We start from the raw sequence: 11,958 nt of genomic DNA, 5'->3' as shown, positions 1-11,958 counted from the left end.
TATGCCGAAAACACCTGAGCAAAGAATAATGGAGCTTGAGGCTAAGGTTAAGCTTTTAGAAAAACAAAGAGCTTATTATGAACATTTAGCCAATGTTTCAGATAAAAAAGCAATCATCTTTGATATGATGATAAATTTAGCTGAAAAAGAATATCAAATTGATATCCGAAAAAACTCCTCACCCGAACAATCGATCAATTTAGACAAGAAGAAAACCAAACCTTGAGTTTTGCCTGTCATTTGTTCGGGATTGATAGACAGGTGTATTACAGGAGTATAAAAAGAAAGGAGGTCAAGATTTTTAAAGCCGAAGTAGTTGTGGATATGATATTAGAAGTTAGAAAAACGATGCCAATGATTGGTGGCAAAAAGTTATACTATATCTTAAATAAAGAGCTACAAAGTCTTGATATTGGCAGAGATAAATTCTTTGCGATAATGAAAGCAAATCATCTTTTTATTCAGCCAAGACGCCGTTATCATGTAACTACAAACTCTAAACATCGGTTTAAAAAGCATGATAATCTAATCCTAAATATTGATATAAAAAGACCAAATCAGGTTTGGGTTTCGGATATCACTTACATTGGAAGAAGAGAGAAACCAAGGTATCTAAGCTTAGTGACCGATGCCTATTCGAAAAGAATAATGGGGTTTAATGTTGCTGATAATTTAAATGCTGAAAGTAGCGTAAAAGCTCTAAAAATGGCATTGAGAGAAAGAAAATCGAAGGGATTGCCATTAATACACCATTCCGATAGAGGTCTGCAATATTGTTCAAATATATATCAAGAGATATTATCAAAACACAAAGTTTTATGCAGTATGACACAAAACTCAGACCCATATGAAAATGCAGTAGCGGAAAGAATAAATGGTATTTTAAAACAAGAATTTAAAATTGACCAGTACGATTTAGAGCTAGAAGAAATAGGAAAATTGGTCAAAGAGTCTGTTCATACATATAACCATAAAAGACCTCATATTTCTAATTACTTACTAACACCTCATGAAATGCATCAACAGTCCGAAATAAAAATGAAAACATATAAATCAAAAAAAAACAGTAGTAACATTGATGCTACTACTGTCTAAAGATTGTATTTTTAACTTTTAAAAAACCTGTATCATTATTTCAGGACGTTACATAGTGAAGCAAAAATAACCTGATCCAAATATAGTTTTCAAAAGTTTATCTGGCAACCGATCGGTTCTGTTCACACCCAATATCAGATAGAATTCCTGAAAATCACCCTATGTGTCTAATTAATCATATTTTCTAAAAGTTAGATATTAAGCAAATTCTTTCTCAATACAAATATCAGAATGCTTATAATTTAGACTTTATGCGGGCGAAATGGGCATTTCACATCTAGAACGTGGACTAAGCGAGGAGTTAAAGTAAACTTCTACGTTTTTCAGATAAACGACGACGCAGAAACCGATAAAGTGACCCAAGCACCTTTTATTTGGGGCAAAAACTACGGCCTTTTTGTTGAATTAGAAAAAACGAAGCTTACATTCGATACCATACAAAAAGAAACACAATTTGCAGATTTTGAATGGATTTCAAAGCCGTCTAAAATCAATTTTGTGGCCGAATGGAGCGTTGGGAATTATTTGTTTGTGGTTAATTTTCATGCCGAAAAAAAACTTTCTTTTGCTGAAAAGGATAATTACGAGCTTGTATATACATCGGCTGATTTTGTGATGGAGCATGAGTGCAGAATTTATAGAAAGTTAAAGTATTAAGAATTCTATGATAAAAAACGAGAATTTTGAAAATTATAGATGCCGCCCAGTATCCATCATTTCATGTAAAATTCTGACTATTACAACAGAATTTTCTTCAATATAATAAAAAATTGAATGGTGCTGAACATTGAACTGGTAGTACCCCATTTTTAGATTGTCCAAGGATTTGCCTTGAAAAGGGTTTTCAGCTATTTTTGAAATCCCCCTATCCAAAAGATCTTGGTACAAGTTGGCTTGGTCCAGAGACCATTCATTGAAAGTATAAGACCAAATATCCTCAAGATCTTTTAAAACAAGGGGTGTGATTCGAACCTCAAACATTCTTTTCTACATATTTGGCAAACATCTTTTCTTTGAACTTCTCAGAATTATATGGAATCGCCAAACCACTTTCTTCACCGGCTTTCAATGCTCCTCTCAGAAATTCATTTTTTCTTTGTTCTTCTTCCTCCAGTAGTCTCAATGCCGACCTTACAACTTCACTTGCTGATGAATATCGACCTGATTTTACCTGAGAAAATATGAATTCTTGGTAATGATCACCTAATAAAACCGAAGTGTTATTTCCCATTTTCTTAATTATTTAGAATTTAAATGTGAATATACCAATTCTTGGTATTGAGCAAAAGCAATTTCTCAAAAAATCCAAGTCACAACTTAGAAACATAAAGCAACCCCTCCAAAAGCCTATCCAAATCTCTTAGAGAGGTATAAACATGCGGCGTAACTCTGGCTCCGTTTATTTTTTCCCATTTGGTGGGCGATGTGTGTACTTTGAATTTTTCAAAAAGCTTGGATTCTATCACGCCCGCTTCCATACCTTCCATGCCTACATTGGCGATGGCACAGGAGTATTGTGCATCTAAAGGAGTGTACATTTTCACTCTTGGAATTTTAACGGCTTCCTTGGTCCAATAGTCTTTCAGGTAGCGTATGCGGTCTTCTTTTCGTTTGTTTCCGATGGTGTGTTGGAAATTCAGTGCAGTGCCGATTCCTTGCTCAATCATAAACGAACGAGTACCGAGATTCTCATATTTTCTAACGTTTTCGCTAAAGGGATCACCATTTGGTATGAGCGGAAAGACATTCTTGATTTCTTCCTTCTTGATCCAGAGCATCCCAGAACCTATTGGAGCAGAAAGCCACTTGTGGAGGCTCGTACCGTAAAAATCGCAGTTGAGTTCCGGAATTTTGAAGTCTAACAAGGCAAACGAATGAGCTCCATCGACCAACACTTTTATGCCTTTCTTTTTGGCTTCATTAGCAATTTTCCTGACCGGCAAAATCTGCCCATTCCAGTTTACCACATGGGTAAGATGTACGACTTTGGTTCTTGAAGTGAATTTTTCTATATATTTTTTTATAATTAATTCATTATCAGCCAAAGGCAAGTCAATGTCAACATAAATCAACTCTATGCCGTCTCTTACTTCTCTTTGTCTCCATGCATGCAGCATATTGGGGTAGTCATACTTTGACAGCACCACTTGGTCGCCTTTTTGAAGTGGCAAACCCAAAATAACCGTGTCGATGGCTTCTGTTGCATTGCGATTGATGGCGATTTCTTCTGAAGAAACACCAGCAAATTTTGCCAAGCTTTCTCTCAAAGGCTCTCTTCCCTGGTCCATTATTCGCCACATATAGTAGGAAGGCCCGTCGTTGGCCAGCTTGTTGTAATGCTCAACAGCATCCTGCACCACTTTGGGGGAGGGACTCACGCCACCATTGTTAAGGTTTACGATTTGTTGCGAGGCGGTATAAGCCATCCTAATCTGAGCCCAAAAGTCCTCGTCACCAGCACTTGGATTGGATGAACTGATATAATCGCTTATTTCCTTTATGAAACCTCCATCTGGAATTTTTAAAAATGGCAAAAAAGCAGAGGAAATAAGCTTCGATGAGAACGACCGTCTGTTTAGCATTGGTTTATTGATGGGTTTGGAGTAGTAAGTTTGTGAAAAAGTGGGAGATATTAAAGTGAAAGCCCGAGAAAAGATTCACATTAAATTTTTTATCGGCAAAAAAATTAAAAGAGACGTTGGATTTAGAGTAAAAACTTGCCGATATCGGCAAGTTTTAATTGAGAAATCAATATTTACCTACTTGGAAAACAAAAAAGTGCAAGCCCAATGGACCTACACTTTCAATTCAAAAAAATCTCAAAATATCAATTATACTTCTTCTCAATGTCTTCCAAACTCAGACCCTTGGTTTCAAACACCACAAATTTCGCGAACAACAGACCTAGAAGCACAACAATCATGTAAATGAAGAAGATACCTCCGTTTTTACCTAAAGAAGTAGCTCGCATTAATGGAAACGAAATGGCCACCATCAAATCGAAAAACCAGTGGTTAAAACTTCCCATACTTGAGGCAAATCCTCTAATTTTTAAAGGGTAAACTTCTGAAATTAATAACCAGCCCAATGGCCCCAAACTAATGGCGAAGAAAATAATGTAGGTATAAATTCCACCTACCAACATCATTTGGCGTAAACCAGCCGGCAAGCTACTTTCAAACAAAAATGCCAAGCCAACAGTACCCAAACAAACCGCTGTACCTATCAGACCTGTGTAAAGCAAAGGTTTACGGCCCCATTTGTCGAGAAACTGCATACCCAAAATGGTGGCCAATGAGTTTACAATTCCCACTCCTACCGTCGCCAATGCGGCCTGCGAATCACTAAAAAGTGACTTAAAAATATCTGTGGAATAATAAATGATGGCATTGATGCCCGAAAACTGTTGAATGGCAAATATCCCGATTCCGATGAAAAGTGGAATTCTCAATTTTGGCATAAACAACTCCATCCAGCTTGATTTATTGAGCCTTTCTTCTTCTAACAATTTCAAGGTTTCGTTGTATTCTGCTACTGCTTCATCAGGTTTTCTTAGCTGAGTAAGGACTTTTAGGGCTTCCTCATTTCTCCCTTTGGTGAGTAACCACCTTGGGCTTTCAGGTACTAACAACATGCCCACAAACAATATAATAGCCGGAACGAATCCTGCCCAAAACATCAATCGCCATGCATTTTCAGCATCACCAAAAATGTAGCCCACCACATAAGAGAGCAAAATACCTAATGTTATGGCCAACTGAAAAAACGTCACCATTCTACCACGTTTATCTTTGGGCGAAAGCTCCGCCAAATACAAAGGAACTGTAGCGGCCACAATACCAATGGCCAAGCCCAAAAGCAATCTACCTGCAATGAGCGAATTGGTATCTGGAGCAATAGCCGCCAATATTGAACCCACCACAAAGACCAAAGATGCTATGATATTGATTTTTTTACGACCCAATTTGTCTGTCAAAAATCCTGAAATAAAAGGACCAAACATTGCCCCAAAAAGCACCGCTCCTACCACCATACTTTCTTGTGATGGCGTCAATTGTAATTGTTCACGAAGCGATGGAAGGGCAACGTTGATAACGCCCGTATCGAAACCGAAAAGTAGGCCTCCGGTGGCTGCTACGGCAGCAATCAAATAAATAATCGTGTTTTTGCTCATAGGTTTTGTAATGTATTTTCCACAAAACTATGAAAATAATTGGCATTTATATAAATTTCTGAAGAAGCCTTAACTTTGGTTTATGGCCCTCAAAATTTCCCTTTTGTGCGGTGGCCCTTTGTGCTTCTCTATTTTATAGCCTGCTTGCTTTAGGTTTTTCTGAACTATCACTTTTGAGCAGTAAGTAGTCAAAACACCGTCCTTAATAAGCATCTTTCTGAGTTTTTCGAAAATTTCAGCAGTCCAAAGCTCAGGCTGGGCATCTGGGGCAAATGCGTCAAAATAAATCAAATGGAAAGTTTGATTGCATTCGTAGTTTTCTACATGAATTTCCCTTTTTTCAAAGCTAAAATATTTCGAAAGCCTAAACGGCCTCTCCCACTCACAAGTATGATAGATTTGCAAATCCTCATTAAGGCTTTGAAATAAATCTGGATGAATTGGAAAAGCTTCTAGACCAACATAAGAAGTTGGGATTTGATGCTCATCGGCCATTTTCTGACTTAAAAAAGCATTTAGGCCAGTTCCAAATCCGACTTCCAGAATTCTGATTTCCTCGAATTTCTTGATGGCATCCAAATATCCCAGATCAATGTAAACCCACTCCGATTCTGTTTTCGCACCAAAAACCGAATGATAATATTGTTTAAATTGCTCCGAATAAACAGTTTTGGAGCCGTCTTCCGTTGTTCTGACTATCATTTCTGCTAATTTTCGAACAAATATAGGTTTTGAAACCCAATCGTGGTTTTCTTTGTTTTCATTTTTAAAATCAAACTATTTTGGAAATTACTCACAAGCAGATACCTTTTTCGCAAGCCTCTCATTTTCCTAAACTTTTCATAGATTATATAGATAGAAATCCTCAATTGAGTGGTTTTTATGATTCTTTTCCCAATTTGGCTGGTTTCAAAGAAACAATTTCTAAACGTAAATTTAAGCATAGAAAAGAGCTGGTCGAGGCTTTGAATAATCAATATCAAGGCATAGAGAATCCTCCCAATATTGACATTCTGCTTAAGGAAAATACATTTACCGTAACTACCGGCCACCAACTCAACATTTTTACGGGACCTCTGTATGTGATTTACAAAATAGTGAGTACCATTAATTTGGCCAAAAAGCTGAAGGTGGCATTTCCAGAAAACAACTTTGTGCCCGTTTATTGGATGGCCACAGAGGACCATGATTTTGAAGAAATTTCTTACTTCAATCTCTTTGGTCAAAAACACAAATGGGAAACAGAACAAAAAGGCGGGGTGGGTAGAATGAATCCATCTGAATTATTGCAAATCATTGAAGGCCTGAGAGATAAACCCGAGGTGTTTGCGAGAGCTTATGGAGAAAATAGTACCTTAGCCGGAGCTGTCAGACAATATATGCACGAGCTTTTCGGAGCAGAAGGATTGGTCTGTATAGACGGTGATAACAGATTACTAAAGTCAGTATTTGCTCCAATAATGAAAAAAGACATTGTGGAGAATGCGGCCGAAAAGATTGTGGCCGAAACCTCTGCTCGTCTGGAAAATCAAGGATACAAAACGCAGATTCATGCTCGAAACATCAATTTCTTTTATCTCGAAGAAAACCTAAGAGAAAGAATTGAGAAAAATGGGGAAAAGTACGTGGTTGTAAACACAGATTTAAGCTTTTCAGAATCAGAAATACTAGAGATTCTAGAAAAAACTCCTGAAAAAATTAGTCCAAATGTAGTTCTGAGGCCGATTTATCAAGAAACCATTTTGCCTAATCTTGCTTATCTTGGTGGACCGTCTGAAGTCTGTTATTGGTTGCAGCTAAAAGATATTTTTGAACATCACCAAGTGCAATTTCCTATTCTATTGCCAAGAAACCTTGCGTTAGCGATAAATGAAGGGACGAAAAAAAGAATGGAAAAACTCGGTATAGAAGCTGAGGAGTTGTTTCAAGATGACGTGACTCTGAAAAGAAACTTTGTGGAGAAAAACTCTGAAAATTCTCTTTCATTAGCAGATGAAATTAGCCAAATAGCTTCGGCATTTGACCAAATTATAAAGAAAGCGGCCGAAGTAGATCCAACGCTGAAGCCAGCCATGGAATCTGAAAAGGTAAAAAATGCCACCTCTTTGGAGCATTTAGAAAAAAGAATCAAGAAAGCTGAAGAGAAAAAATTCGAGACTTCGTTGGCTCAACTACAAGGCCTGAAAGAAAAACTATTTCCAGGTGGCGGTCTTCAAGAACGATCAGACAACTTCCTGAATTTCTATTTAAACGACTCTGGGTTCATCTCTAAAATTTCACAAACCTTTGACCCATTGGACTTTAAATTCAATATTGTTTTTGTTTAAAATTTATTGCTATTGGATAATCTATTAAAAAAGTATTGAAAAATTGTTTGAATAACCTTGAATCGCAAAAGGGTTTATTTTACATTTGTGCTTCTTTTATTCAATCATAGGTTATACAAATACACAAAGCGAGGGAAGTTTCTTCTCTCGCTTTTTTATTGCTTATTTAGACCATGTTGCCATTTGAACCAAAAACGCTATAATTTGGTCGAATTCGATAATCACACTTTCCTTTATTTCTTGCAATTTTGTCTTCGAAAATTTATCAAAAGAAAAATATGTCTAAGAAAACTCTTTTTGACAAAGTTTGGGACTCACATGTAGTGAAACACATAGAAGATGGCCCAGATGTCTTGTTTATCGACCGTCATTTTATTCATGAAGTTACAAGTCCCGTAGCATTTCTAGGACTGGAATCACGTGGGATTGGAGTGTTGTTTCCTGAAAGAACTTTTGCAACAGCAGACCACAACACACCCACTATCAACCAACATTTACCAGTTCAAGACCCGCTATCAGCCAATCAGCTTAAAGCTTTGGAGACCAATTCAGGTAAATACGGCATTTCGCACTGGGGTTTAGGAAATCCCAAAAACGGAATCGTACACGTAGTAGGGCCTGAAAATGGTATTACTCAACCAGGAATGACGATTGTTTGTGGCGACTCACATACTTCTACACACGGAGCATTTGGTGCTATTGCTTTTGGTATTGGTACTTCAGAAGTAGAAATGGTGCTCGCTTCACAGTGTATCATGCAGCCGAAACCAAAGAAAATGAGAATTAACGTTAACGGTAAACTTGGAAAAGGAGTTACACCAAAAGACGTCACACTTTATATTATTTCGCAGATTTCTGCCTCTGGTGCAACTGGTTACTTTGCTGAATATGCTGGAGATGTTTTTGAAAACATGAGCATGGAAGGCCGTATGACGGTTTGTAACATGTCTATAGAAATGGGTGCTCGCGGTGGAATGATTGCTCCAGATGAAACCACTTTTGCATTTCTTGAAGGTCGTGAACAAAGTCCTAAAGGCGAAGAGTGGACCAAGCAAGTAGCCTATTGGAAAACATTAAAATCTGACGAAGGTGCAGAGTTTGACCTAGAACTTACTTATGATGCAGCTGACATCGAGCCGCAAATTACTTACGGAACCAATCCCGGTTTAGGTACTGGTATTTCAAGAAATATCCCTGCTGCAAGTGAAGTAAAAGATGGCGAAGCCAGCTACAAAAAATCATTGGCTTATATGGGCTTTGCCGAAGGTGAAAGTATGATAGGCAAAGAAGTTGACTATGTGTTTTTGGGAAGCTGTACAAACGGCCGCATAGAAGACTTCAGAGCTTTTGCTTCTATAGTAAAAGGACGCAAAAAAGCAGAAAATATCACTGCATGGTTGGTTCCTGGCTCTCACATCGTAGAATCACAAATCAAAGAAGAAGGTATATTGGATATCTTGACAGAAGCTGGTTTTGCTCTTCGCCAACCTGGGTGTTCGGCTTGCTTAGCAATGAATGACGATAAAATTCCAGCCGGAAAATTGGCTGTTTCTACTTCTAATAGGAACTTTGAAGGTCGTCAAGGACCAAATTCGAAAACCCTTTTGGCTTCTCCTTTGGTAGCGGCTGCGGCAGCAGTTACTGGTAAAGTGACGGATCCAAGGATTTTGATGGCTTAATGTTTTAACCGCAAAGAGGCAAAGTTTTCGCAAAGTACGCAAACCACCAATACCATGACAGAAAATGAGTTGTCTAATGTTATTTTGGGTTTAGCAATTAAAGTTCACTCAAAATTGGGTCCTGGTTTACTAGAAAAGTCGTATCAAGAATGTCTTTTTTATGAAATTAGAAAGGCTGGGTTATTTTGTGAAAAAGAGAAAGACATGCCTTTGATTTATGATGATGTAAAGCTTGATTGCGGTTATAGACTAGATATTTTGGTCGAAAATAAATTAGTAATTGAATTAAAAAGTGTTGAATCATTGAACGATGTACATTTAGCTCAAACACTAACTTATTTAAAATTAGGAAATTACCGATTGGGTTTATTAATAAATTTTAATGTTTCTTTATTAAAAAATGGAATAAAACGTGTAGTAAATGCTTTGTGATCTTTGCGGATTCTTAGCGTCTTTGCGTTTAAATGAAAAATTATGGCATACGATAGTTTTAAAGTCTTAACATCTAGCTGTGTTCCACTTCCTTTGGAAAATGTGGACACTGACCAGATCATCCCTGCTCGTTTCTTGAAAGCGACAAAAAGAGAAGGTTTCGGGGATAACCTTTTTAGAGATTGGAGATACAACGGAGATGATACTCCGAAGGCCGATTTCGTTTTAAATAATCCAACGTATTCAGGAAAAATCCTTGTGGCTGGTCGCAACTTCGGCTCGGGTTCAAGCCGTGAGCATGCAGCTTGGGCCATTTATGATTATGGCTTCCGTTGTGTGATTTCTAGCTTCTTTGCTGATATTTTCAAAGGAAATTCGCTAAACATAGGCATATTGCCGGTGACTGTTAGTCCTGAGTTTCTTGATAAAATTTTTACGGCGATTGAAAAAGACCCGAAAGCAGAGGTAATTGTTGATTTACCAAGTCAAAAAGTAACACTTGCGGCCACAGGAGAATCAGAATCTTTTGATATCAACGGGTACAAAAAACATAATATGACTAACGGTTTTGATGACATAGATTATCTGCAATCTATGAAAGCTGAAATTGCCGAATTTGAAAAAACTCGTATTTAATCAAACCCAATTTTTTTGAATTTATTCAAAAGAGTACAATAAAATAATCCATGCTGTTGGTTTCAAACCCAACAGCATAATTTTTAGCTGATGAGACATATCGAAATAATGGACACCACACTCCGCGACGGTGAACAAACTAGCGGAGTTTCGTTTTCTGTGTCTGAGAAACTTACGATAGCCCAGCTTTTGCTTCAAGAGGTAAAAGTGGATAGAATAGAGGTGGCCTCGGCCAGGGTCTCGGATGGTGAACTGCAGGCCGTTAAGCTGATTACAAACTGGGCTGCTGAAAATGGTTTTCTTGATAAAGTTGAAGTTTTGACATTTGTTGATGGCCGAGCATCTATTGATTGGATGATAAATGCAGGAGCAAAAGTGATGAATCTTCTTACTAAAGGTTCGATGAATCACCTCACCCATCAACTTCAAAAAACTCCAGAACAGCACTTTAAGGAAATAGAAGAGGTAATAGCCTTGGCCATTGAAAATGATATTACTGTAAATGTATATCTCGAAGATTGGAGCAACGGAATGAGAAATTCGCCTGATTATGTCTTCCAATTCTTGGGTTTTCTGACTAAGCAACCTGTCAAGCGTATTCTTTTCCCAGATACACTAGGGGTTTTAACACCCTCAGAAACCTACACTTACCTGAAGACGATTATCAATGAATATCCAAATACTCATTTCGATTTTCACGCACACAATGATTATGATCTTTCTACAGCCAATGTAATGGAAGCCCTTCGTGCGGGAGTACACGGCTTACATTTAACCGTAAACGGTATGGGAGAAAGAACTGGCAATGCCGCTTTATCGAGTGCTGTGGCCGTGATAAACGATTTCATGCCCGAGTTTAAGACTTCTGTAGTTGAACAATCTTTGTATTCTATAAGTAAAATTGTTGAGTCGTTTTCAGGTTTAAGAATTCCCGCCAATAAACCTATAGTTGGAGAAAATGTATTTACGCAAACCGCAGGGATACATGCTGATGGAGACAAAAAGAACAACCTTTATGTGAGTACTTTGAGTCCTGAACGTTTTGGGAGAAAAACAAGATACGCCCTTGGAAAGACCTCAGGCAAGGCCAATATCGAGAAAAACCTTCAAGAATTAGGCATAAAACTCAACGATGCCGATCTTAAAAAAGTTACTCAAAGAATAATTGAACTTGGAGATAGAAAAGAAAACGTAACGAAGGAGGACTTGCCTTATATAATTTCAGATGTATTGGATACCAGTGCCGTTATGGAAAATGTGAAAATCCTGAATTATGTACTAACTCACTCAAAAAATCTGCAGCCCTCTTCGACTTTACAAGTGCAAATAGGTGACGAAATTTTCCAAGAAAATGCTCAAGGAGATGGTCAATACGATGCTTTTATGAACGCCCTGAAGAAAATCTATATCAAAAAAGGCAAAGAGCTCCCATTGCTTACAGATTATTCCGTGAGAATACCTCCAGGAGGAAAAACCGACGCTCTTTGCGAAACCATTATCACTTGGAGCATCAACGGAAAAGACGTTAAAACCAGAGGCCTAGACTCAGATCAAACGGTGTCGGCCATAGAAGCGACCAGGAAGATGTTGAATATTATATAAGTTCAGGTCACAA

12 protein-coding genes and 1 pseudogene are annotated in these 11,958 nt (G+C 37.8%); 8 read left to right on the top strand and 5 right to left on the bottom strand.

Going from position 1 to position 11,958, the window contains the following annotated elements; all coding sequences use genetic code 11:
• From EGI31_RS12200 to EGI31_RS12190, 3 genes and pseudogenes are all read left to right on the top strand, one after another.
• A pseudogene (locus EGI31_RS12200) lies at positions 1 to 226 on the top strand (transposase); the annotation flags it as partial.
• A 35-nt stretch (positions 227 to 261) separates the two neighbouring features.
• On the top strand, positions 262 to 1,095 hold the full coding sequence (locus EGI31_RS12195; RefSeq protein WP_255037445.1) for an IS3 family transposase: 834 nt from the start codon (positions 262 to 264) through the stop codon (positions 1,093 to 1,095).
• 354 nt (positions 1,096 to 1,449) lie between these two features.
• Complete coding sequence (locus EGI31_RS12190; protein WP_255037511.1) at positions 1,450 to 1,752, top strand: hypothetical protein; 303 nt, start codon at positions 1,450 to 1,452, stop codon at positions 1,750 to 1,752.
• A 33-nt stretch (positions 1,753 to 1,785) separates the two neighbouring features.
• Here the strand turns inward: EGI31_RS12190 and EGI31_RS12185 are convergent, their stop codons facing one another.
• The 5 genes from EGI31_RS12185 to mnmC2 form a co-directional block, all read right to left on the bottom strand.
• On the bottom strand, positions 1,786 to 2,076 hold the full coding sequence (locus EGI31_RS12185) for a type II toxin-antitoxin system RelE/ParE family toxin (protein ID WP_255037510.1): 291 nt from the start codon (positions 2,074 to 2,076) through the stop codon (positions 1,786 to 1,788).
• The gene (locus EGI31_RS12180; RefSeq protein ID WP_255037509.1) at positions 2,069 to 2,326 is read right to left on the bottom strand and encodes a type II toxin-antitoxin system ParD family antitoxin; all 258 of its coding nucleotides are present in this window, start codon (positions 2,324 to 2,326) and stop codon (positions 2,069 to 2,071) included. Before EGI31_RS12180 ends, EGI31_RS12185 begins: the two co-directional genes overlap by 8 nt.
• Positions 2,327 to 2,405: 79 nt before the next feature.
• On the bottom strand, positions 2,406 to 3,677 hold the full coding sequence (locus EGI31_RS12175) for an aminotransferase class V-fold PLP-dependent enzyme (protein ID WP_255037508.1): 1,272 nt from the start codon (positions 3,675 to 3,677) through the stop codon (positions 2,406 to 2,408).
• Positions 3,678 to 3,922: 245 nt separating this feature from the next.
• Complete coding sequence (locus EGI31_RS12170; protein WP_255037507.1) at positions 3,923 to 5,269, bottom strand: sugar porter family MFS transporter; 1,347 nt, start codon at positions 5,267 to 5,269, stop codon at positions 3,923 to 3,925.
• Positions 5,270 to 5,338: 69 nt separating this feature from the next.
• Positions 5,339 to 5,971, bottom strand: coding sequence for a tRNA (5-methylaminomethyl-2-thiouridine)(34)-methyltransferase MnmC2 (mnmC2, locus tag EGI31_RS12165; RefSeq protein WP_255037506.1), 633 nt, complete (start codon positions 5,969 to 5,971; stop codon positions 5,339 to 5,341).
• 80 nt (positions 5,972 to 6,051) lie between these two features.
• Here mnmC2 and bshC point away from each other — a divergent pair, with 80 nt between their 5' ends.
• From bshC to EGI31_RS12140, 5 genes are all read left to right on the top strand, one after another.
• Positions 6,052 to 7,596 (top strand): bacillithiol biosynthesis cysteine-adding enzyme BshC, encoded by a 1,545-nt coding sequence (gene bshC, locus EGI31_RS12160; protein WP_255037505.1) that lies wholly within the window; start codon positions 6,052 to 6,054, stop codon positions 7,594 to 7,596.
• 278 nt (positions 7,597 to 7,874) lie between these two features.
• Positions 7,875 to 9,275 carry a 3-isopropylmalate dehydratase large subunit gene (gene leuC / locus EGI31_RS12155; protein WP_255037504.1) on the top strand — a complete coding sequence of 467 codons (1,401 nt, stop codon included), beginning with the start codon at positions 7,875 to 7,877 and terminating at the stop codon, positions 9,273 to 9,275.
• Positions 9,276 to 9,329: 54 nt separating this feature from the next.
• A complete protein-coding gene (locus EGI31_RS12150; protein ID WP_255037503.1) occupies positions 9,330 to 9,707 on the top strand; it encodes a GxxExxY protein in 378 nt (125 codons plus the stop codon).
• A gap of 42 nt (positions 9,708 to 9,749) precedes the next feature.
• Positions 9,750 to 10,343, top strand: coding sequence for a 3-isopropylmalate dehydratase small subunit (gene leuD / locus EGI31_RS12145; protein ID WP_255037502.1), 594 nt, complete (start codon positions 9,750 to 9,752; stop codon positions 10,341 to 10,343).
• 90 nt (positions 10,344 to 10,433) lie between these two features.
• On the top strand, positions 10,434 to 11,945 hold the full coding sequence (locus EGI31_RS12140) for a hydroxymethylglutaryl-CoA lyase-like TIM-barrel protein (protein ID WP_255037501.1): 1,512 nt from the start codon (positions 10,434 to 10,436) through the stop codon (positions 11,943 to 11,945).
• Positions 11,946 to 11,958 lie beyond the last annotated feature (13 nt).

The sequence above is a fragment of the Lacihabitans soyangensis genome (assembly GCF_024343775.1).
In the GTDB taxonomy this organism is placed as follows: domain Bacteria; phylum Bacteroidota; class Bacteroidia; order Cytophagales; family Spirosomataceae; genus Leadbetterella; species Leadbetterella soyangensis.
The sequence above is the reverse complement of the archived record's forward strand: the minus strand, read 5'-3'. Positions and strand labels throughout refer to the sequence as shown.

Bases quoted from the DNA above. Each gene is read 5' to 3' on its own strand.
- leuC (WP_255037504.1), top strand. From the start codon at position 7,875: ATGTCTAAGAAAACTCTTTTTGACAAAGTTTGGGACTCACATGTAGTG.
- EGI31_RS12175 (WP_255037508.1), bottom strand. From the start codon at position 3,677: ATGCTAAACAGACGGTCGTTCTCATCGAAGCTTATTTCCTCTGCTTTT.
- EGI31_RS12180 (WP_255037509.1), bottom strand. From the start codon at position 2,326: ATGGGAAATAACACTTCGGTTTTATTAGGTGATCATTACCAAGAATTC.
- EGI31_RS12170 (WP_255037507.1), bottom strand. From the start codon at position 5,269: ATGAGCAAAAACACGATTATTTATTTGATTGCTGCCGTAGCAGCCACC.
- EGI31_RS12150 (WP_255037503.1), top strand. From the start codon at position 9,330: ATGACAGAAAATGAGTTGTCTAATGTTATTTTGGGTTTAGCAATTAAA.
- EGI31_RS12185 (WP_255037510.1), bottom strand. From the start codon at position 2,076: ATGTTTGAGGTTCGAATCACACCCCTTGTTTTAAAAGATCTTGAGGAT.
- EGI31_RS12140 (WP_255037501.1), top strand. From the start codon at position 10,434: ATGAGACATATCGAAATAATGGACACCACACTCCGCGACGGTGAACAA.
- mnmC2 (WP_255037506.1), bottom strand. From the start codon at position 5,971: ATGATAGTCAGAACAACGGAAGACGGCTCCAAAACTGTTTATTCGGAG.
- leuD (WP_255037502.1), top strand. From the start codon at position 9,750: ATGGCATACGATAGTTTTAAAGTCTTAACATCTAGCTGTGTTCCACTT.